This window comes from Pseudomonas sp. CMR5c, from assembly GCF_003850545.1.
GTDB classification, from domain to species: Bacteria; Pseudomonadota; Gammaproteobacteria; order Pseudomonadales; family Pseudomonadaceae; genus Aquipseudomonas; species Aquipseudomonas piscis.
In genome coordinates this window covers 6616500-6636800 of sequence record NZ_CP027705.1, presented here as the reverse complement: position 1 = coordinate 6636800, position 20301 = coordinate 6616500, and the positions used below count along the sequence as shown (strand labels likewise).

General features: G+C 63.5%; 20 protein-coding genes and 1 pseudogene. 6 read left to right on the top strand and 15 right to left on the bottom strand.

Translation table 11 applies throughout. The features are described from left to right. Nucleotides 1-34: 34 nt before the first annotated feature. Entirely contained in the window at nucleotides 35-964 is a 930-nt protein-coding gene (tagQ, locus tag C4K40_RS30740) for a type VI secretion system-associated lipoprotein TagQ (RefSeq protein WP_053133619.1), read from the top strand. A gap of 140 nt (nucleotides 965-1104) precedes the next feature. Further along, on the top strand, nucleotides 1105-1488 hold the full coding sequence (locus tag C4K40_RS30735; RefSeq protein WP_022641855.1) for a hypothetical protein: 384 nt from the start codon (nucleotides 1105-1107) through the stop codon (nucleotides 1486-1488). Nucleotides 1489-1582: 94 nt separating this feature from the next. Here the strand turns inward: C4K40_RS30735 and C4K40_RS30730 are convergent, their stop codons facing one another. The 6 genes from C4K40_RS30730 to exbB all read right to left on the bottom strand — a co-directional run bounded on the left by C4K40_RS30730 (nucleotide 1583) and on the right by exbB (nucleotide 8410). Next, nucleotides 1583-2983, bottom strand: coding sequence for an aminoacyl-tRNA deacylase and HDOD domain-containing protein (locus C4K40_RS30730; protein WP_053133622.1), 1401 nt, complete (start codon nucleotides 2981-2983; stop codon nucleotides 1583-1585). Nucleotides 2984-3062: 79 nt separating this feature from the next. After that, nucleotides 3063-5138: an ATP-dependent DNA helicase RecG gene (gene recG, locus C4K40_RS30725; RefSeq protein ID WP_053133625.1), complete on the bottom strand. Its 2076-nt coding sequence runs from the start codon at nucleotides 5136-5138 to the stop codon at nucleotides 3063-3065. Nucleotides 5139-5147: 9 nt separating this feature from the next. Continuing rightward, nucleotides 5148-6068, bottom strand: coding sequence for a hydrogen peroxide-inducible genes activator (locus C4K40_RS30720; RefSeq protein WP_022641853.1), 921 nt, complete (start codon nucleotides 6066-6068; stop codon nucleotides 5148-5150). 147 nt (nucleotides 6069-6215) lie between these two features. After that, nucleotides 6216-6968 (bottom strand): energy transducer TonB, encoded by a 753-nt coding sequence (locus C4K40_RS30715; RefSeq protein ID WP_022641852.1) that lies wholly within the window; start codon nucleotides 6966-6968, stop codon nucleotides 6216-6218. Then, entirely contained in the window at nucleotides 6965-7393 is a 429-nt protein-coding gene (gene exbD, locus C4K40_RS30710; protein WP_022641851.1) for a TonB system transport protein ExbD, read from the bottom strand. The genes C4K40_RS30715 and exbD overlap by 4 nt, the downstream gene beginning before the upstream one ends. A gap of 6 nt (nucleotides 7394-7399) precedes the next feature. Then, nucleotides 7400-8410, bottom strand: a complete 1011-nt coding sequence (gene exbB, locus C4K40_RS30705) for a tonB-system energizer ExbB (protein WP_031320699.1) — start codon at nucleotides 8408-8410, stop codon at nucleotides 7400-7402. A 189-nt stretch (nucleotides 8411-8599) separates the two neighbouring features. Here exbB and C4K40_RS30700 point away from each other — a divergent pair, with 189 nt between their 5' ends. Next, nucleotides 8600-9457 (top strand): NAD-dependent epimerase/dehydratase family protein, encoded by an 858-nt coding sequence (locus C4K40_RS30700; RefSeq protein ID WP_022641849.1) that lies wholly within the window; start codon nucleotides 8600-8602, stop codon nucleotides 9455-9457. Between the two features lie 117 nt (nucleotides 9458-9574). Here the strand turns inward: C4K40_RS30700 and C4K40_RS30695 are convergent, their stop codons facing one another. The 6 genes from C4K40_RS30695 to C4K40_RS30670 all read right to left on the bottom strand — a co-directional run bounded on the left by C4K40_RS30695 (nucleotide 9575) and on the right by C4K40_RS30670 (nucleotide 14878). Further along, nucleotides 9575-10315, bottom strand: coding sequence for a hypothetical protein (locus C4K40_RS30695; RefSeq protein WP_022641847.1), 741 nt, complete (start codon nucleotides 10313-10315; stop codon nucleotides 9575-9577). A gap of 55 nt (nucleotides 10316-10370) precedes the next feature. After that, the gene (locus C4K40_RS30690; RefSeq protein WP_003176922.1) at nucleotides 10371-10751 is read right to left on the bottom strand and encodes a RidA family protein; all 381 of its coding nucleotides are present in this window, start codon (nucleotides 10749-10751) and stop codon (nucleotides 10371-10373) included. Nucleotides 10752-10787: 36 nt separating this feature from the next. Further along, the gene (gene spoT, locus C4K40_RS30685) at nucleotides 10788-12893 is read right to left on the bottom strand and encodes a bifunctional GTP diphosphokinase/guanosine-3',5'-bis pyrophosphate 3'-pyrophosphohydrolase (RefSeq protein ID WP_022641846.1); all 2106 of its coding nucleotides are present in this window, start codon (nucleotides 12891-12893) and stop codon (nucleotides 10788-10790) included. A gap of 57 nt (nucleotides 12894-12950) precedes the next feature. Next, nucleotides 12951-13214 carry a DNA-directed RNA polymerase subunit omega gene (gene rpoZ, locus C4K40_RS30680; RefSeq protein ID WP_007921129.1) on the bottom strand — a complete coding sequence of 88 codons (264 nt, stop codon included), beginning with the start codon at nucleotides 13212-13214 and terminating at the stop codon, nucleotides 12951-12953. Nucleotides 13215-13383: 169 nt separating this feature from the next. Then, complete coding sequence (gmk, locus tag C4K40_RS30675; RefSeq protein ID WP_022641844.1) at nucleotides 13384-14004, bottom strand: guanylate kinase; 621 nt, start codon at nucleotides 14002-14004, stop codon at nucleotides 13384-13386. 10 nt (nucleotides 14005-14014) lie between these two features. Then, nucleotides 14015-14878 carry a YicC/YloC family endoribonuclease gene (locus tag C4K40_RS30670; RefSeq protein WP_053133627.1) on the bottom strand — a complete coding sequence of 288 codons (864 nt, stop codon included), beginning with the start codon at nucleotides 14876-14878 and terminating at the stop codon, nucleotides 14015-14017. A 256-nt stretch (nucleotides 14879-15134) separates the two neighbouring features. Here C4K40_RS30670 and rph point away from each other — a divergent pair, with 256 nt between their 5' ends. After that, nucleotides 15135-15857 carry a ribonuclease PH gene (gene rph, locus C4K40_RS30665; RefSeq protein WP_022641842.1) on the top strand — a complete coding sequence of 241 codons (723 nt, stop codon included), beginning with the start codon at nucleotides 15135-15137 and terminating at the stop codon, nucleotides 15855-15857. Nucleotides 15858-15885: 28 nt separating this feature from the next. After that, complete coding sequence (locus C4K40_RS30660; RefSeq protein ID WP_053133636.1) at nucleotides 15886-16254, top strand: DUF4870 domain-containing protein; 369 nt, start codon at nucleotides 15886-15888, stop codon at nucleotides 16252-16254. Nucleotides 16255-16317: 63 nt separating this feature from the next. Here the strand turns inward: C4K40_RS30660 and C4K40_RS30655 are convergent, their stop codons facing one another. Continuing rightward, nucleotides 16318-17097: an exodeoxyribonuclease III gene (locus C4K40_RS30655; protein WP_011064227.1), complete on the bottom strand. Its 780-nt coding sequence runs from the start codon at nucleotides 17095-17097 to the stop codon at nucleotides 16318-16320. Between the two features lie 81 nt (nucleotides 17098-17178). On the opposite strand from C4K40_RS30655, the gene pyrE reads away from it, so the two are divergent. Continuing rightward, nucleotides 17179-17823 (top strand): orotate phosphoribosyltransferase, encoded by a 645-nt coding sequence (gene pyrE, locus C4K40_RS30650; RefSeq protein ID WP_022641841.1) that lies wholly within the window; start codon nucleotides 17179-17181, stop codon nucleotides 17821-17823. Nucleotides 17824-17956: 133 nt separating this feature from the next. Here the strand turns inward: pyrE and argB are convergent, their stop codons facing one another. Both argB and C4K40_RS30640 read right to left on the bottom strand, forming a co-directional pair. Continuing rightward, nucleotides 17957-18862 carry an acetylglutamate kinase gene (gene argB, locus C4K40_RS30645; protein ID WP_053133639.1) on the bottom strand — a complete coding sequence of 302 codons (906 nt, stop codon included), beginning with the start codon at nucleotides 18860-18862 and terminating at the stop codon, nucleotides 17957-17959. Nucleotides 18863-18886: 24 nt separating this feature from the next. Next, nucleotides 18887-20287: pseudogene (locus C4K40_RS30640) on the bottom strand (phosphomannomutase/phosphoglucomutase); the annotation flags it as partial. Nucleotides 20288-20301 lie beyond the last annotated feature (14 nt).

The window sequence follows — 20301 nt, the reverse complement described above, 5'->3', positions numbered from 1 at the left end:
GCCGAGTTGGTCAAACTTAATCGAGATCACGAACATGCTTTTTTCCCGCAACCCATTTGCTTCAACGTCCAAGCGTCACCTGCTGTTGGTTGCCGCCGGGTTCAGCACCGTATTGACCGGTTGCGCGACCTCTCCGGTGTCCAAGGTGGCCTCCACCACCAAGGTCGAGTACTACCCGAGCTGCTACGAGCCGGTGCAGCACCTGCGTACCACTGATTCGGACATGACCAAGTCGGTCGTCACCGGCGCTGCCCTGGGCGCTGCTGGCGGTGCCTTGCTCGGGGTTCTTGCCGGTGGTGAGAATCGCGGTCGCAACGCGGCCATCGGCGCCGCCGGTGGTGCCCTGGCTGGCGGTGCTGCCGGCTATTACACCGAGCGCCAGAAGCAGATTGCCGATGACAACCAGCGCATCGCGTCCTACGCCACTGACGTCAACAAGAGCGTGGCCGACATCGACCGCAGCACCGCTTATGCCCGTGCTTCGCAGACGTGCTACCAGCGCGCCTTCGACAGCCTGATCAGCGCGCGCAAGGCCAACAGCATCAATGACGTGGAAGGGCGCAAGCGCCTGGCGGAAATCGTCAGCGGGCTGAAGGAGTCCAACGACCTGATCACCGCGGTGAACGGTCGTGCCAGCGAGGACCTGAGCAAGTACAACCAGGCCTATGAGCAAGACCTGCAGCAGGTGGGCGTGCAGCGCACCGACGTGGTCAAGGTCGCCACCGCCGACACCACTCCAGTGACCAGCACCGGCAAAGGCAAGGGCAAAGGCAAGACCCCTCCGAAGGCGAAGCTGCCAGTGGTGCCCAAGGAAGCGGTGAGCACCGAGAAGTCGATGCAGCAGGCCAAGACCAAGCAGGCCGAGAGCAATAAGGTGGCCACCACCGGCCAGACCCAGGTCAACAGCATGTGCAAGAACCCGGACCTGGGCGACTGGGCACCGGTACCTTGCCCGAACGTCTGAGTCAGTGATTGTCTGACAAGATGTAGCGATAAGCGCTGAACGCCAGGCGATCTTCGAGTAATCGAACGGATCGGCTGGCGCTCGGCGAGTTACAGGTTACACTGCGCCGGCCATCCAATAATTCCACTGAGGCGCCGCGCATGAAATTTCGTTTTCTCCTCTGGGTGCTTGGCCTGTTGATGGGCAAAGCCAGTCGCAACAATCCCGCTTTCCAGCAACAGTTGGGCGACAAGGAGCTGGTTTTCCAGTTGCAGACGCTCGATGGCAAGGTTGCTCGGCATTTCTTCGTCAAGGACCAGCGTGTCACCAGTCGTTCGGGGTTCTATCCCGAGCCGGCGTTCGCCATCGCCTTCAAGGACGCGGCGTACGGCTTTGCCACCATGCAGGCGAAGAACAAGCAACTGGCATTCATGACCGGGATCCAGGACAAGTCGATCCAGATCAAGGGCAATCCGGCGCTGGTGATCTGGTTCCAGGGGCTGACCAAGTACCTGAAGCCCAAGAAGTCCAAGCCCAAGGCTTGAGGCGTTCGACGCGACAGTCGGCGGCAGGGCCGCGACCGGTCGCAGGAGATGATCCGGAAGGGATTCTGCAGGCCGTAAGGGCCTGCAGAAAGACTCAGGCCTGGCTGAATTGCGAGGCCAGTTCGCGCAGCAATACCTCGGCTTCAAGCACCTTGCTCACCACATCCTCGGCTTTGTCGCGACTGAGCCCCAGGCGTTCGAACAGGGCCTCGGGAATCTCTTCGCGGGGGCCGGAGCCGATGCCTCGGCTACGCAGCAGGCGCACTGCCAGGCAGACCAGGTTCGGGTACTCGGCATAGGCGCCGTCGTAGCTCGGGTCGTGCTGGAAGCGCAGGGCGGTGCACAACTCGTCCGGCATGTCCCAGTAGCGCATCAGCCAGGAGCCGATCTGCTCGCGACTGATGCCCAGCAGGTGCTGCTCGATGTAGCTGTGGCACAGGTGCGGGTTGACCTCCAGGTGCCGGCAGATCAGCGAGAAGTGCGGCGGGAACACATGGGCCAGCAGCAGGTAGCCGAAGTTGTGCAGCAGGCCGGCGAGGTAGGTCAGGCCGGCTTCGGGGCGCTGGGCCCGGGGCATGGCGCGGGTCAGGCCCTCGATCACCGCGGCGGTGTAGATCGACTGCTGCCAGTACGGCGTGGCGTGCTGCGGCTGGTCCTTGGGCAGGCTCAGGGTCTTGCCCAGGGCCAGGCCCAGGGCGAGGTTGATCACCAGGTCGAAACCGAGCACGCGGACGATGGCGTCTTCCACCGAGCGGATCTTGCCCGGCGAGGCGTAGTAGGGCGATGCCGCCCAGCTCACCACCTGCGCGGCCAGTGCCGGGTCGGTTTCCACTACCCCGGTGATGTCGTCGATGGTGGCGTTGGGGTCGACCCGCAGCTTGATGATCTTCTGTGCGGTTTCCGCCAGGGGCGGGATCTCGATGGTGGCTTCCAGGCGCTGCTGGATGCGCCGGGCGGTGAAGGCCTGCATCGCCTGGGAGATTTCCTCGCGGTCATCGTCCGGGCGGTCGAGGTTGGGCCGGATGCTGCTCAGGGACTCGCCGAAGGTACCGGCGCTGGCCTTGCTGAGCATGCCCTTGAAGTCTTCGCGAGTGATTTCCAGCAGCACGCCCGGCTCGCCCGAATGGATCAGCAGGCTGGGCTCGTGCAGCAGGCTTTCTTCGTACAGGCAGGGCGAGCTGGTCAGGGCCGGCAGGCCAGGCAGCAGGCTCAGGCTGTGCTTGCCGAGCATGCGCTCCAGGCGTTCGGTGGAGACCGAGCGCAAGCGTCGGCCGGTGAGCTCGGCGAGGCGGTTCAGGTCCAGCAACTGGCTCTGTGGGAACAGCACCATCAGGGCGCCGACGGCGTCATCGAGCAACACCGCCTGGACTTTGCGCGAGGCGGGCAGTTCGGGGCGGTCGATGACTTCGTTATAGCCGATGGCCAGCTTGCCGAGCAGCAACCGGATGACAGATGGCGCGTGCGGGGTTGCAGTGGCGAGGGCAACTTCTGTCATGGCGTGGTATCCGTTTTTCTACAATGTGACCAGTATAACCAGCTTGGTCATTCCAATGGTTCACTAACTGAGGCTTGGTTCACACTTGACCGTATTGCTGGCCGTGGCGCAACCAGCGCTCCAGCAGTGGGCTGACGTGGGTCGGCCAGCGCTCCAGCAGTGCCTGGGCGGCGTCGCGCACGGCGGGCAGCAAGTCGGCATCGCGCATCAGGTCGGCGACCTTGAACTGCAGCAGGCCGGTCTGCCGGGTGCCGAGCATTTCCCCCGGGCCGCGCAATTCCAGATCCTTTTCGGCGATGACGAAGCCGTCGTTGGTTTCACGCATGATGCCCAGGCGTTGACGACCGATTTGTGAAAGCGGTGGATGGTAGAGCAGTACGCAGTGGCTGGCGGCGCTGCCACGGCCGACCCGGCCGCGCAACTGGTGCAGTTGCGCCAGGCCCAGGCGTTCCGGGTTCTCGATGATCATCAGGCTGGCATTGGGCACGTCGACCCCGACCTCGATCACCGTGGTGGCCACCAGCAGTTGCAGGTTGCCGGCCTTGAATTCGGCCATGACCGCGGCTTTTTCCGGCGCCTTCATGCGGCCGTGGATCAGCCCCACCCGCAGTTCGCCGAGGGCGCTGGAGAGGTCCTCGTAGGTGGTCTCGGCGGCCTGGCAGGTGAGTTCCTCGGACTCCTCGATCAGGGTGCAGACCCAATAGGCCTGGCGTCCCTCGGCACAGGCGGCGCGCACTCGCTCGATCACCTCGATGCGCCGGCTGTCGGTCACCAGCACGGTGTTCACCGGAGTACGCCCCGGCGGCAATTCGTCGAGGATCGAGGTGTCCAGGTCGGCATAGGCGCTCATGGCCAGGGTCCGGGGAATGGGCGTGGCGGTCATGATCAACTGGTGCGGGCAAAGCCGGCCGCCCACGCCTTTCTGGCGCAAGGCCAGGCGCTGCTGGACGCCGAAGCGGTGTTGCTCGTCGATGATCACCAGGGCCAGGTTCTTGAATTGCACTTCGTCCTGGAACAGTGCGTGGGTACCCACCACCATGGGCGCGCCAGCGGCGATCTGTTCCAGGGCGGCGCTGCGGCTCTTGCCCTTGAGCTTGCCGGCCAGCCAGGCGACTTCCAGGCGCAGCGGCTCCAGCCAGCGCTTGAAGGTGATGAAGTGCTGTTCGGCGAGGATCTCGGTGGGCGCCATCAGCGCCACCTGGTAGCCGGCCTCCAGCGCTTGCAGGGCCGCCAGGGCGGCGACCACGGTCTTGCCGGCGCCGACGTCACCCTGGATCAGCCTCAGCATGGGTTCGGGCTGGCTCAGGTCGTAGGCGATCTCGTTGCCTACTCGCTGCTGGGCGCCGGTGGGAGCGAAGCCCAGGTTCTTCAGGTAGCGGGCCGGCAGCTTCTTGGCCACTGGCAGCACCGGCGCGCGTTGGGAGCGCTGGCTGTCGCGCAGGCGCTGCTGGGACAACTGGTGGGTCAGCAGCTCTTCGAAGGCCAGGCGGTGCTGGGCCCAGTGATGACCCAGGGCCAGCTCATCGACATCGGCGTCGGCCGGTGGGTGGTGCAGGTAGCGGATCGCGTCGTCCAGGGGCGCCAACTGATAGTCCCGGGCCAGCTCCTCGGGCAGCCAGTCCGGCAGGCTGCGGGGGCCGAGCATGGCCAGGCTCTGCTGGCAGAGCATGCGCAGGCGCTGTTGGGTCAGGCCTTCGGTGAGCGGGTAGATGGGGGTCAGGGTCTGGTCCACCGGCGGTGGTTCGTCGCCGCTGATGGCGCGGTATTCAGGGTGGTAGATCTCCAGCCCCGAGGCGCCCGGGCGGGCCTCGCCGTAGCAACGTACCCGGGTGCCACGCTTGAGGCCTTCCTTCTGGGCGTTGCTGAAGTGGTAGAAGCGCAGGCTCAGGCCGCCGGTACCGTCCTGCAGGCGCACCAGCAGGCTGCGGCGCTTGCCCATGACCACGTCGGCGCCGCTGACGGTACCCTCGACCACCGCATCCTGGCCCGGGCGCAGGGCGCCGATGGGGACCACGCGGGTACGGTCCTGATAGCGCAGGGGCAGGTGGAACAGCACGTCCTGGAGGTTTTCCAGGCCGACCTTGGCCAGCTTCTCGGCCATGGCTTCGCCGACGCCCTTGAGCGCCGTCACCGGCACCTTCGACAACTCGGTCATGGTGACGGCTTAACTGGCGACGGGCGGCTTGGCCACGGAGCACAGGCGGATCGAGTCGGCGAGGATCTCGATGGCCTTGGGCCGCGGGAAGCTCGCGCGCCAGGCGATGGCCACGGTGCGAAATGGTGCCGGCGGGGTCAGCGGACGGACCTCGATGACCCCGGGGGCGTAGTGGTGACTGTCCACCGCCGACAGCGGCAGGATCGAGACGCCCAGGCCCGAGGCGACCATGTGGCGGATGGTTTCCAGCGAGCTGGACTCCACGGTGGTGTGCTTGGCGCCGTCGTTGCCCTTGGTCAGGGTCGGGCAGGCTTCCAGGACCTGGTCGCGGAAGCAGTGGCCTTCACCCAGCAGCAACAGGCTCTTGTCGTTGAGCAGGCTGGCGTCGATGGTTTCCTTGCGGGTCCAGGAGTGGTCGCTGGGCATCAGCACATAGAAGGGTTCGTCGTACAGCGGCAGGGTCAGCACATCGGCTTCGTTGAACGGCAGGGCGATGATGATCGCGTCCAGCTCGCCGTTGCGCAGCTTGTCGCGCAGCACGTGGGTGAAGTTTTCCTCGATGTACAGCGGCATCTGCGGGGCGACCCGGTGCAGCTGTGGAATCAGGTGGGGGAACAGGTACGGGCCGACGGTATAGATGGCGCCGACCTTGAGGGGGGCGGTCAGCTGGTTCTTGCCGGCCTGGGCCAGTTCACGGATGCCCTGGGCCTGCTCCAGGACCTTCTGCGCCTGGGCGACGATGGTTTCGCCTACCGGTGTCAGGCGCACGGCGCTCTTGCTGCGCTCGAAGATCAGCACGCCGAGTTCGTCCTCGAGCTTCTTCACGCCGACCGAGAGGGTGGGCTGGCTGACGTGGCAACGCTCGGCGGCATGGCCGAAATGCTGCTCCTGGGCAAGGGTAACGATGTAGCGCAGTTCTGTAAGGGTCATAGCGGGCGTCCGTGAGGTTGCGGCCAAGCATAACGGCTGCAATCGATAGACGCACGTTATCAGACTGAGGGAGGAGTGCGACACCCGCCAATGCCTGTGTCTGACGGGTTGAATGCGAAGGGCACCCTGCGGTGCCCTTGCCTTGGATCAGCGGCGGCCGCGGCTGCGGTCGATCTCGTAGTTGTACGAGGCGGTGATTTCCACGCTGCCGTTGTTGAGCATGTCGGCGGGTGGCTTGGGCAGCGGTTGGGCGCGACGGATCATGTCCAGGGTGGCGCGATCCAGGTCGGCATTGCCTGAGCGCCCGACCAGCTCGTAGGACAGTACCTTGCCTTCGGCATCCACCACGAAGCGCAGGGAGTTGGTGCCTTCCTTGCCGCGTCGCTGGGCTTCGCTCGGGTAGCGCTTGTACTTGGCCAGGTGCGCCTGCAGCTCGCCCTGCCAGTTGGCCTTGGCGGCCGCCTGGGCTGGCGATGGACCTGGGGTCGCCGGTGCCGGGTTGCTCGACGTTGCCGGCGTCACCGGAGCGTCGCTGGGCTTTTCGTCGGAAGGTTTTTCCTTCGGCGGCTCAGGCTTGACTACGGGCTTGGGCGGCTGTGGCTTGGGCTTCTGCTTGGCCGGCTTGGGCACCGAGATGGTGGGCTTGGGCGCTTCGGCGAGTTTGGGCAGCGGCAGCTCTTCCACCGGCGCCGGTGGTTGTGGCGGGGTCACCACTTTCGGTGGTGCCGGAGGAGGCGGCACAGGGGCAGGCGCCAATTCGACCACCATGGCTTGGGGTGGAATGGGCATCGGCTGTGGCTTGGACCAGTTGAGGGCGAGTGCGATCGCCGCCGCGTGGACGCCCAGCACCACGGCCAGGCTACCGCTGTAACGCGTCAGTCTTTGGCGCGTCGTGATCATTTCTTGGCTGCCGTCTCGAGTCCGACCAGGCCGACCTTCAGGTAGCCGGCCGCACGCAGGTTGTCCATCACGCTCATCAGGTCGCCGTAGTCAACGCCCTTGTCGGCCTGGAAGAAGATCGTGGTGTCCTTCTTGCCCTGGGTCTTGGCGTCGAGGGCGGCGCCCAGGGTCTCGGCCTTGATCTCGTCGTCGCCGAGGAACAGACGCTGATCGGCCTTGACGCTGAGGAATACTGGTTTCTCTGGGCGCGGCGCCGGCTTGGCGCTGGTGGCGGGGAGGTCGACCTTGATGTCTACGGTGGCCAGGGGAGCGGCCACCATGAAGATGATCAGCAACACCAGCATCACGTCGATGAACGGCGTGACGTTGATCTCGTGGTTTTCGGCCAGGTCGTCGCCTGCCCCTTCCTTCAAATGCAAGCCCATGGCCGATTACCCCACTTTCACCATGTGCGGTTGTGCGGAACGCTCGCCTGGCTGGTGGTCCAGGTCGCGGCTGACCAGCAGCAGGACTTCAGCCGAAGCGTCGGTCACCTGGGCCTTGTAGCCGGTGATGGAGCGGGCGAAGACGTTGTAGATCACCACTGCCGGAATCGCGGCGACCAGACCCAGGGCGGTGGCCAGCAAGGCTTCGGCGATGCCCGGGGCAACCACGGCGAGGTTGGTGGTCTGGGTTTTGGCGATGCCGATGAAGCTGTTCATGATGCCCCACACGGTACCGAACAGGCCGACGAAGGGGGCGGTGGAGCCGATGGTGGCCAGCACGCCGGTGCCGCTGCTCATGTTGCGGCCGCAGGCGGCTACCAGACGCTCCAGACGGAAGCTTACGCGCTCCTTGATGCCTTCTTTCTCACGGCTATTGGCCGACAGGCGCATTTCTTCCAGGGCGTCGTGAACCAGCAGGTTGGTCAGCGTGCCTTGCTTGGTTGCGCTGGCACTGGCTTCCTTGAGGTTGGTGGCCTTCTTCAGGGCAGCGATTTCATGGCGCAGGCGGCGCTTGGCGCCCATCAGCTCGAAGCCTTTGGCGATCCAGATGGTCCAGGTGATGATCGAGGCGATGGCCAGGCCGATCATCACCAGTTTCACGATGATATCGGCGTTTTGGTACATGCCCCAGGGCGACAGGTCGTGGGCCATGCCCAGGGTGTTGTCGGCTTCCAGGACTTCGGGGAGGTCCTGGGCGGCTACTGGCTGGCCATCGACCGGAGCTTGTTCGTCGTTTGCCGCAGCTGCGGCGGGAGCCGTGGCAGGTGCTGCCGGATCGGTGGCTGGGTGCTCGGCGACCGGCGCAGAGGCGGCTGGAGCCGTGGCTGGTGCGTGCTGGTCGGCCCAGGCTGCGGTCGGGGCCAGCAGCAGGCTGCACAGCAGCGCGGCGGCTGCGCCCATGGTGCGCAGCGGGCTTGGGCGTGTGGTTGGCGAGACGGAGAATGGGTTGCTTGTCATGCTGGCCGGACCTGAGAGGAGAATAGGGTGAATGTCCTTCTAGGCCTCGCAGGGCCGAGAACAAAATGGGTGGTCATTATTGCAAGTAATTCTTGTTAACAGAAGTAATAGAGTATCTTTTTTTCTTCGATTGCTAGCCGTTCGTCCACTGCGAAAGCTAGGCTTGACCTTTGTGCAAGGAGTTTTCTGATGTCTGCCCCCTCTATTCTGATCGCCGGTTGCGGCGATGTCGGAAGTCGCCTGGCGACTCAACTGTTGGCCGAGCAATGGCGAGTCCATGGCTTGCGTCGTACGGTGTCGCATTTGCCCCAGGGGGTACTTGGCGTCGCCGGCGATTTGTTCAGCGAGCAGTGCCCGACGGACTGGCCCCGGGAACCCCTGGACTACCTGGTGTATTGCGCCGCGGCCACCGAGCATGATGAGGCTGGGTATCGCGCCGCCTACGTCGAGGGGTTGCAGCACGTGCTGGGCTGGCTCAATCAGCACGGCCAGCGCCCCAAGCGCCTGTTGTTCGTGTCCAGCAGCAGCGTCTACGAACAGAAGGATGGCGAGTGGATCGATGAAAGCTCTCCCGCCGAGGCCAATGCCTACTCCGGGCGCCTGATGCTGGAGGCGGAGCAAGTGGCCTTGGATAGTGGAATTCCCGCCAGCCGGGTGCGCCTGACCGGCATCTATGGGCCTGGGCGTGAGTGGCTGTTGACCCAGGTGCGTCGGGGCTATCGAGTAGCGGTGGAGCCGCCGTTGTATGGAAACCGTATCCACGCCGACGATGCCGCCGGCTTGCTGGCCTGCCTGCTCAAGGCCGATCACGCGGGGGTGGTGCTGGAGGATTGCTACATTGGCGTGGACGATGCGCCTGCGCCGCTGGCAGAGGTGGTCGGCTGGCTGCGCGAGTACCTGGGAGTGACGGAATGGGCGGCGGACTCCAGCGTCCGGCGCACCGGGAGCAAACGTTGCAGCAACGCCCGGGCGAAGGCCCTGGGTTGGGTGCCACGCTATCCCAGCTATCGCGAGGGGTATGCGGCGATTCTTGAAGGGCAGGACTGAGGTTTCTGGCTTGTCGCCTGTGCCAAGGCCGGGGCCGGCTCCCGAGGGGAGCCGCTACCGCTAAGGCGCAAGGCCTTGCGGGCCTTGTCACCGACTGCGGCAGCGTTCACCGGCGAATTACTGCTTCTCCAGCAGCCACTGCTGGTTGCCCGGGGTCAGCGATGGAACCTCGTCCGCCAGGGCGGTATTGACCGCCTGGAAGATCTCCAGTTGTTGATCCTTGCGCACGAAGATCCAGGAGTTGCCACGGCCATTGAGTTGCAGCCAGATGCTGTCGTTGCCGCCGCTCATCGAGGCGCAGTCGCCGGCCAGGCACAGGGCATAGCGGTCCACGCCCGGCAGGCCTTGTACTGCGCCGTCGGCCTGGAACTCCACGCCGTTGCCTAGGCCAGGTCCGTTGACGATCTTCCATTTGCCGCCCAGGTACGCCGAGTACAGGGCGCGCTCGAAGTTGGCGCCCAGGGGTGCGCCTTCGGGGGCTGGCTCCTTGGGGCGGTCGAAGACTTGCTCGGGTTCGTTGTCGTTGGCGACCTGGAGCAGGCGCTTGCCGTTGCGCTTGAGTTCGGTAGGGGTGCTGCCGTAGACCTCGATCTTGGCGGAGTCGGTGCTTTCGCTGGGCAGTTTGCCTTCGACGGTCTCGAAGCCATTGGTGTAGCGGGCCTGGCCAGCCTTGGTGTTGATCTCCCACTCCAGGGTCGGGCCATTGGCCTGGAGGGCTTCACGCAAAGGTCCGCCCTTGGAGGCGGCGTCGATCGCTACCTGATTGATCCAGATGCCGCCGACATCGTGTTTGGCGGGGTCGCTGGCACAGCCGCCGAGCATTGCGGCGAGCAGCGAAACAGCTAGCGCTTTGCGCATGATGAAATCCTTTCAGAACGAAAACGGCGCGGCCTGGACGGCCGCGCCGAGGGTGTCACTCGATGACCAGAATGGCATCCATTTCGACCTGCGCGCCCTTTGGCAGGGCGGCCACGCCGATGGCGGCGCGAGCTGGGTAGGGCTGTTCGAAGTACTTGCCCATGATCTCGTTGACCTTGGCGAAGTGGCTCAGGTCGGTGAGGAAGATGTTCAGCTTGACGATGTCCTTGAACGAGCCACCAGCAGCCTCGGCGACCGACTTGAGGTTCTCGAACACCTGGACGGTCTGGGCTTCGAAGCCTTCGACCAGTTCCATGGTCTTTGGATCCAGCGGGATCTGGCCCGACATGTAGACGGTGTTGCCAGCCTTGATCGCCTGGGAGTAGGTGCCGATGGCGGCCGGGGCCTTGTCGCTGGTAATAACGGTCTTGGTCATGAATGACTCCTTGTAATGGGCGGGCTTTGAGGCGGGTTAGGCACGCATGCGGGTGATGCGGATGACTCCGATCAGGGCGCGCAGTTTCTTGATCACGCGGGCCAGGTGCACGCGATCGTGCACGCTGACCACCAGTTGGACCACGCTGATGCGGCCATCGCGTTCGTCCATGCTGATTTTCTCGATGTTGCCGTCGGCGGCGTTGACGCTGCTGGCTAGCAGGGCGATCAGGCCACGCTGGTGCTCCAGCTCGACGCGCAGTTCGACGTTGAACTCGCCGGTGACATCCTTGGCCCAGGAAAGCTGGATGCATTTTTCCGGGTTGTGGCGGATTTCACTGATGTTGCGGCAGTTTTCCAGGTGCACCACCATGCCCTTGCCGGCCGACAGGTGGCCGACGATGGGGTCGCCCGGGATCGGTGTGCAGCATTTGGCATAGCTCAGCACCAGGCCTTCGGTGCCACGGATGGCCAGTGGGCCCTCTGGGCTCGGCAGCTGTTCGCCCTCGCCCAGCAGACGGCGGGCCACGACGTAGGCCATGCGGTTGCCCAGGCCGATGTCTTCCAGCAGGTCTTCGATCAGTTCCAGGCGGTATTCGTGGAGGATCGCCTGGATCCGCTCGGCCGGGATTTTCTCCAGGGCGCTGTCGAAGCCGTTGAGCACCTTGTTCAGCAGGCGCTCACCGAGGCTGATGGACTCGGAGCGACGTTGCAGCTTGAGGGCATGGCGGATGTGGGTGCGGGCCTTGCCGGTGACCACGAAGTTGAGCCAGGCGGGGTTCGGCCGGGCTCCCGGGGCGCTGACGATTTCCACGGTCGAGCCACTTTGCAGCGGTTCGGACAGTGGCGCCAGGCGGCGATTGATGCGGCAGGCGATGCAGCTGTTGCCCACGTCGGTGTGCACCGCGTAGGCGAAGTCGACCGCCGTGGAGCCCTTGGGCAGCTCCATGATCCGGCCCTTGGGCGTGAAGACGTAGACCTCGTCCGGGAACAGGTCGATCTTCACGCTTTCGATGAATTCCAGGGAGTTGCCGGCCCGTTGCTGCATCTCCAGGACGCCCTTGACCCATTGGCGGGCGCGGGCGTGGGTGCCCTTGGGCTGCTCGTCGCCGCTGGACTTGTACAGCCAGTGGGCGGCGATGCCGTTGTTGGCCATCTCTTCCATTTCGCGGGTGCGGATCTGGATCTCGATCGGAACCCCGTGCATGCCGAACAGCGTGGTATGCAGCGACTGGTAGCCGTTGGCCTTGGGAATCGCGATGTAGTCCTTGAAGCGCCCGGGCAGCGGCTTGTACAGGTTGTGCACGGCGCCGAGCACGCGATAGCAGGTATCGACCTTGTCGACGATGATCCGGAACGCGTAGACATCCATGATCTCGTTGAAGGCCCGGCGCTTGCCGCGCATCTTCTTGTAGATACCGTAGAGGTGCTTCTGGCGGCCGCTGACTTCGCCCTGGATGCCGTCGATGGCCAGGCAGTGGCCCAGGGACTCTTCGATCTTGTTGACGATTTCCTTGCGGTTGCCCCGGGCGCGCTTGACCGCCTGGTAGATCCGCGCGGAACGCATCGGGTGCATGGCCTTGAAGCCCAGGTCCTCGAACTCAATGCGCACGGTATGCATGCCCAGGCGGTTGGCAATGGGTGCGTAGATTTCCAGGGTTTCCTTGGCGATCCGCCGGCGTTTCTCGCCGGACAGCACTTCCAGGGTGCGCATGTTGTGCAGGCGGTCGGCCAGCTTGACCAGGATCACGCGGATATCGCGAGCCATGGCCATGGCCATCTTCTGGAAGTTCTCGGCCTGGGCTTCGGCCTTGGTCTCGAAGTTCATCTGGGTCAGTTTGCTGACCCCGTCGACCAATTCGGCCACGGTCTCGCCGAACTGGGCGCTGAGCGCTTCCTTGGCGATGCCGGTGTCTTCGATCACGTCATGCAGCATCGCGGCCATCAGGCTCTGATGGTCCATGTGCATGTCGGCAAGAATGTTCGCTACCGCCAGTGGGTGCGTGACGTACGCTTCGCCGCTGCGACGGCGTTGACCGTCATGGGCTTGTTCGGCGTAGAAATATGCTCGGCGGACCAGGTTCACCTGGTCCGTGCCGAGATAGGTCGATAAGCGATCGGCGAGGGCGTCTATGCTCGGCATGATGTCTCCTGCCGTAGGCTGTGATCCCGCGCCGTGCTACGTCGACCAGGCATAGGCTCAGACGGCCTCGTTGGACTCGTCCTCGAAAGCAGCGAAAAGCGGCTCGTCTTCGACGATCTCGGCTTCGGCGATGGCTGCATAGTCGATCAGGCCTTCAGCGATTTCGCGCAGGGCGACAACGGTAGGCTTGTCGTTTTCCCATGCTACTTTCGGCTCTTTGCCGCCGGTGGCCAACTGGCGGGCACGCTTGGTAGAGAGCATGACCAGCTCAAAGCGGTTATCCACGTGTTCTAGGCAGTCTTCAACGGTTACGCGGGCCATGGTCTTCCTCGTAGCAAATGCAATAAGCGCGGTGCCCGGATGGGCGAGCGGACTCAACAGTTTAAAAAATCACCAGCGTTTAGGGAAGCGCTGATTTTTTGACCAAGCCCTTCAACGCGCTGCAAGCACCAATGTAAAGCGCTTGCAGCGGTTTTGGGAAGTGCTGTTTTCAACCCAGCAATTCAGCCAGCAATTTGCCGAAACGCTGTTGCTGGCGCTTCTGCTGCAGCTGGTTGGTGCGGAAAATCGCTTTCAGGTCGTCCAGGGCATGGGCGAAGTCGTCGTTGATGATCAGGTAGTCGTAGTCGACGTAGTGGCTCATCTCGCTGACCGCTTCACGCATCCGGCCTTCGATGATCTCGTCGCTGTCCTGGCCGCGATTGGTCAGGCGCTGGCGCAAGGCTTGCTGGGATGGCGGCAGGATGAAGATCGAGCGGGCCTGGGGCATCAGCTTGCGCACCTGCTCGGCGCCTTGCCAGTCGATTTCCAGGATCAGGTCGTGGCCTTCGTCCAGGGTTTGCTGCAGATGGCTCTGGGAGGTCCCGTAGAGGTTACCGAAGACCTCGGCGCGCTCGAGGAAGTCGCCGTGCTCGATCATCCGCACGAACTCTTCGCGCTCGACGAAGTGGTAGTTCACCCCGTTGGTCTCGCCCGGGCGCATGGCGCGGGTAGTGTGGGAGATCGAGACGCGGATGCTGGCATCGGCGTCGATCAGGGCCTTGACCAGGCTGGTCTTGCCCGCGCCCGAGGGGGCGGAAATGATGTACAGGGTGCCGGTGCTGTGGGTCATGTCAGTTGCCTTACTCAATGTTCTGCACTTGTTCGCGCATCTGCTCGATCAACACCTTGAGGTTGACCGCAGCCTGGGTGCTGCGCGGGTCGAAGGCCTTGGAGCCCAGTGTGTTGGCTTCGCGATTGAGCTCCTGCATCAGGAAGTCCAGGCGCCGGCCGGCGGCGCCGCCGGACTTGAGTACACGGCGAACTTCGATGATGTGGGTGCTCAGGCGATCCAGTTCTTCGGCGACGTCGCTCTTCTGCGCCAGCAGGACCATCTCCTGCTCGAGACGGGTCGGGTCCAGCTCGGCTTGCATGTCGGCGAAGCGATCGAGGATCTTCTGCCGCTGCGTCGCGAGCATCTGTGGAACCAGTTCGCGCAGGGTCGCCACGTCTTCTTCTATAGAGAACAGGCGCTCGTTGATCAGTCGGGCCAGCTCGGCGCCTTCGCGCTCGCGGCCATTCTTCAATTCCTTCAGGCCTTGGTTGAACAGCGCCAGGGCGTCGTTGTTCAGGGCCTGCGGGTCGTTGGCATCCGCGACCAGGACCCCGGGCCAGGCCAGGACTTCCAGGGGGTTGAGCGCGGCCGGTTGCTTGATCAGGCCGGCAACGGACTCGGCGGCGGCCACCAGCTGCGCTGCGCGCTCGCGGTCGACCTGCAGCGGCTTGCCGGTGGTTTCCTCGGTGAAGCGCAGGGTGCATTCGACCTTGCCTCGCGACAAGCCCTGGCGCAGGGCCTCGCGGACCGCGCCTTCCAGGTCGCGAAAGGCTTCAGGCAGGCGCAGGTGCGGTTCCAGGTAGCGACTGTTGACCGAGCGCAATTCCCAGCTCAGGGTGCCTTGGGTGCCGGCCCGTTCTACCCGGGCGAAGGCGGTCATGCTGTGCACCATGGAGGTCCCTCCGATTCAGCGCCGGCGCCAACCATGAATGGATTGGGTGGGCTGATAGTGATGAATTAAAGCCGACAGGCTGCGAAGGCGCAGGATTGTAGCGCAGTGCGGTGGGAGCCCCCAAACCCTGGCGTGGGCTCATAGTGACAGGGCTTTGCCGGGGCAAATTGACCTTTGGCGGTTTTTGATCTGCCCTGGCGCGGTCGCGGGCCTTATAATGTTCGGCAGTTTTCCGTCCTCGTACAGGTGTTCCTCTATGAAACGTCCAAGTGGTCGCGCTGCCGATCAGCTTCGCTCGATCCGCATCACCCGCAACTACACCAAACACGCCGAGGGATCCGTACTGGTCGAGTTTGGCGATACCAAAGTGATCTGCACGGTCAGCGTCGAGAACGGCGTGCCGCGCTTCCTCAAGGGCCAGGGCCAGGGTTGGCTGACCGCCGAATATGGCATGCTGCCGCGCTCCACCGGTGAGCGTAACCAGCGCGAAGCCAGCCGTGGCAAGCAGGGCGGCCGGACCCTGGAGATCCAGCGCCTGATCGGCCGTTCGCTGCGTGCTGCGCTGGATATGTCCAAGCTTGGCGACATCACCTTGTATGTCGATTGCGATGTGATCCAGGCCGATGGCGGCACCCGTACCGCATCCATCACTGGCGCGATGGTGGCCCTGGTGGACGCCCTGAAAGTGATCAAGAAGCGTGGCGGCCTCAAGGGCGGTGACCCGCTCAAGCAGATGATCGCCGCGGTCTCGGTGGGCATGTACCAGGGCGAGCCGGTGCTGGACCTGGACTATCTTGAAGATTCTGCGGCTGAGACCGACCTCAACGTGGTGATGACCAGCACCGGTGGTTTCATCGAGGTCCAGGGCACTGCCGAAGGCGCGCCGTTCCAGCCGGCCGAACTGAATGCGATGCTGGCCTTGGCCCAGCAGGGCATGACCGAGATCTTCCAACTGCAACAGGCCGCCCTCGCCGATTGATCCAGGCGGCCATGGCAAGGAGAGCGTTATGAGTGATGAGCAACTTCCGCTGCCTACGCCGAGCCATGAGGTTCGGCAATGGGCGATGTTCTGTCACCTGTCTGCCTTGCTGGGACTGTGGATTCCGTTCGGTACGCTGATCGGGCCGCTGATCCTCTGGCAGATGAAGCGCGAGACCGATCCCTTCATCGACGCCCAGGGCAAGGAGGCGTTGAACTTCCAGTTGACGGTCGCCATTGCCTCGGCGGTGTGCTTCCTGCTGATGTTCGTGCTGGTCGGCTTCGTCCTGTTCGGCCTGCTGGCGTTGGGCGCCCTGGTGCTGACCATCATCGGCGGCGTCAAGGCCGGGGAGGGCGTGCCTTATCGGTATCCCTTCACCTGGCGGCTGGTCAAGTAGATCGAGCGAGCACAAAAAAGCCGACACTGATGTCGGCTTTTTTGTGGGGGTATGCAAGGACGCTTAGATGGTCAGCGTCCAGTCATAGTCCACGATCAGCGGTGCGTGCTGCGAGAAGCGTGGCTGGCGCGGCAGGCGCGCGCTCCGTACGAAGCGCCGCAGGCCGGGAGTCAGCAGCTGGTAGTCGAAGCGCCAGCCCAGGTTGAGCATCTCGGCCTGCTCGTTGTCCGGCCACCAGCTGTACTGGTCGCCTTCACGGCTGACTTCGCGCAGGGCGTCGACATAACCCATGTTGCCGATGATCTCGTCCATCCAGGCGCGTTCGGGCGCCAGGAAGCCCGGAGACTGCTGGCTGTCGCGCCAGTTCTTGATGTCCAGCTTCTGTTGCGCCACGTACAACGAACCACAGTAGATGTACTCGCGCCGCTTGCGCCGCTGCTTGTCCAGGTAGCGGGCGAAGTCGTCCATTAACTTGAACTTCTGGTTCAAGTCTTCATCGCCGTTCTGCCCTGATGGAAGCAGCAAGGTCGCGATGCTGACCTTGTCGAAATCGGCTTGCAGGTAGCGCCCGTAACGATCGGCTGTTTCAAAGCCGAGGCCGCTGATGACCGCCTTCGGCTGCAACCGCGAGTACAAAGCCACGCCACCTTGGGCGGGAACTTCGGCATCGCAGGCATAAAGGAAGTAGCCATCCAGTTGGAAGGCTGGGTCGTCCAGTTCAAAGGCGGAGGCGCGGGTGTCCTGCAGGCAGATGACGTCGGCATTCTGTGCCTGCAGCCAACTGAGCAAACCGCGCTCGACTGCAGCCTGAATACCATTGACGTTCACACTGATGATCCGCATAAATGGCCCCAAAAATCACGTGCGTGTATGATACCCGAGCTCTACCTAATTAGCTAAATCCGTGGTATCTGGGGTTTTTTCATGCAGGCGTATCAGCGCGATTTCATTCGTTTTGCCATCGATCGCGGGGTTTTGCGCTTCGGTGAGTTCACCCTGAAGTCCGGGCGTACCAGCCCCTACTTCTTCAATGCCGGCCTGTTCAACAGCGGCACGGCCCTGGCCCAGTTGGGGCGTTTCTATGCTGCGGCGATCGTCGACAGCGGCATTTCCTTCGATGTGCTGTTCGGGCCGGCCTACAAGGGCATTCCCCTGGCGGCGGCGACCGCAGTCGCCCTGGCCGAGCATCACCAGCGCGACCTGCCCTGGTGCTTCAACCGCAAGGAAGCCAAGGCCCATGGCGAGGGTGGTAGCCTGGTGGGCGCGCCGTTGACCGGCGATGTGCTGATTATCGATGACGTGATCACTGCCGGTACGGCCATTCGTGAAGTCATGCAGATCATCGGCTCCCAGGACGGCGCCAGGGCGGCCGGCGTACTGATCGCCCTGAACCGCCAGGAGCGCGGTAACGGCGAGCTGTCGGCGATCCAGGAAGTCGAGCGCGACTTTGGCATCCCGGTGGTAAGCATCGTCTCGCTGAACCAGGTCCTGGAGTTCCTGGCGGACGATCCGCAGCTCAAGCAGCACCTTCCGGCGGTGGAAGCCTACCGCGCGCAATTTGGCGTCTGAGTATTGCTGCGAGGCCTGCCCGTGATAGCGGCCTGCCTGGTGCGCCGATATCGCGGACAAGCTCGGCTCCTGCAGAAGACGCAAAAAAAGACCCCGCCAGGCCAAGCCCGGCGGGGTCTTTTTCATTGCTGCTTTAAGGGCGCTTGCGATTGCTGATCAGGGTGCCCACGCCGGTGTCGGTGAAGATCTCCAGCAGGATCGCGTTGGGCACGCGACCATCGATGATCAGCGAGCTGCCCACGCCGCCCTGTACCGCTTCCAGGGCGCAGCGGATCTTCGGCAGCATGCCGCCGTAGATAGTGCCGTCGGCGATCAGCTCGTCCACTTGCTGGGTGCTCAGGCCGGTCAAGACCTTGCCCGACTTGTCCATCAGGCCGGCGATGTTGGTCAGCAGCATCAGCTTCTCGGCTTTCAGGGCCTCGGCCACCTTGCCAGCCACCAGGTCGGCGTTGATGTTGTAGGACTCGCCATTGGCGCCCACGCCGATCGGTGCGATCACCGGGATGAAGTCACCCTTGACCAGCAGGTTCAGCAGGTCGGTATTGATCCCTTCCACTTCGCCCACATGGCCGATGTCGATGATTTCCGGAGTGGTCATGTCCGGCGTCTGGCGGGTCACGGTGAGCTTCTTGGCCCGGATCAGCTCGGCATCCTTGCCGGTCAGGCCGATGGCGCTGCCGCCATGGCGGTTGATCAGGTTGACGATGTCCTTGTTCACCTGGCCACCGAGGACCATCTCCACCACGTCCATGGTCTGCGCATCGGTCACGCGCATGCCATCGACGAAGTGGCTTTCGATCGACAGGCGCTTGAGCAGGTCGCCGATTTGCGGTCCACCGCCGTGTACTACCACCGGATTTATCCCTACAGCCTTCATCAACACGATGTCGCGGGCGAAGCCGGTTTTCAGCTCCTCGCTTTCCATCGCGTTGCCGCCGTACTTGATCACCAGGGTCTTGCCGACATAACGGCGGATATAAGGCAGCGCTTCGGATAGGACCTTGGCGGTATTGGCGGCGGCGTCGCGTTCGATGGTCATTCAGGGCTCCGGTGCTTCAAACAATCAAAACGGTAGTTGGAGATCAGGTGCAACACGTTTCAGTTGGACATGGAACACGTCCTTAATCCGCTGCAGTTCGGCTGCATTGTCAGCCTCGAAGCGCAGCACCAGCACTGGGGTGGTATTGGAGGCGCGAACCAGTCCCCAGCCCTTGGCATAGTCGACTCGCACCCCGTCAATGGTGGTCAGGTTGGCACCCTCGCCCCACTGTGCGTCGTGCAAGGCATCAATGATGCTGAATTTGCTCTCTTCGGTCACATGGATATTGATTTCCGGCGTGGAAATATCGTTCGGGAAGGTGGCGAACAACTCTTCCGAAGTGGTTTTTTCCTTGCTGAGGATCTCCAGCAGGCGTGCCGCGCTGTAGATGCCGTCATCGAAACCGAACCAGCGCTCCTTGAAGAACACATGGCCGCTCATCTCGCCAGCCAGCAGGGCGCCGGTCTGCTTCATTTTCTTCTTGATCAACGAGTGACCGGTTTTCCACATTAGCGGACGGCCGCCATATTCCTTGATCAGTGGAACCAGGCGCCGGGTGCATTTGACGTCGAAGATGATTTCCGCATCCGGGTTGCGCGCCACCACATCCTTGGCGAAGAGCATCAGCAGGCGATCGGGGAAGACGATGCTGCCGGTGTTGGTCACTACCCCGACCCGATCGCCATCGCCGTCGAAGGCCAGGCCCAGGTCGGCCCCGGTTTCCTTGACCTTGGCGATCAGGTCCTCGAGGTTCTCGGGTTTGCCCGGGTCCGGGTGGTGGTTGGGGAAGTTGCCATCCACCTCGCAGAACAGCGGGATGACTTCGCAGTTCAGGGCCTCGATCAGTTGCGGGGCAATGACTCCGGCGGCGCCGTTGCCGCAATCGACCACCACCTTCATGCGACGGGCCAGCTTCACGTCCCGGGTGATCTCCTCGAGATAGCGCGGCAGGATATCGACCTTGGTGACACTGCCCTGGGCGCTGCTCAGGTTGTTGCTCTTGAGGCGCTCGTGCAGGGCCTGGATCTGTTCGTTGGCCAGGGTGTCGCCAGCGATGACGATCTTGAAGCCGTTGTAGTTCGACGGGTTGTGGCTGCCGGTGAGCATCACCCCGGATTTGCCAGCCAGTACGTTGGCTGCGTAGTACAAGGCCGGGGTCGGAACCAGGCCGACATCGCTGACGTGGCAGCCGCTGTCATGCAGGCCCTGGATCAGCTGGGCCACCAATTCTGGCCCGGACAGGCGGCCGTCACGGCCCACGCAAACGTTGGGTTCGCCCTGGGCCAGGCTCTGGGAGCCGATGGCGCGGCCGATCCAGTAGGCGGTTTCGGCGTTCAGGGTTTCCGGTACAACGCCACGGATGTCGTAGGCGCGGAAGATGCTGTCGGGAAGTTTCGGGGCGACTTTGGCTGCGGTGCTCATCACTGAGGGTGCTCCAT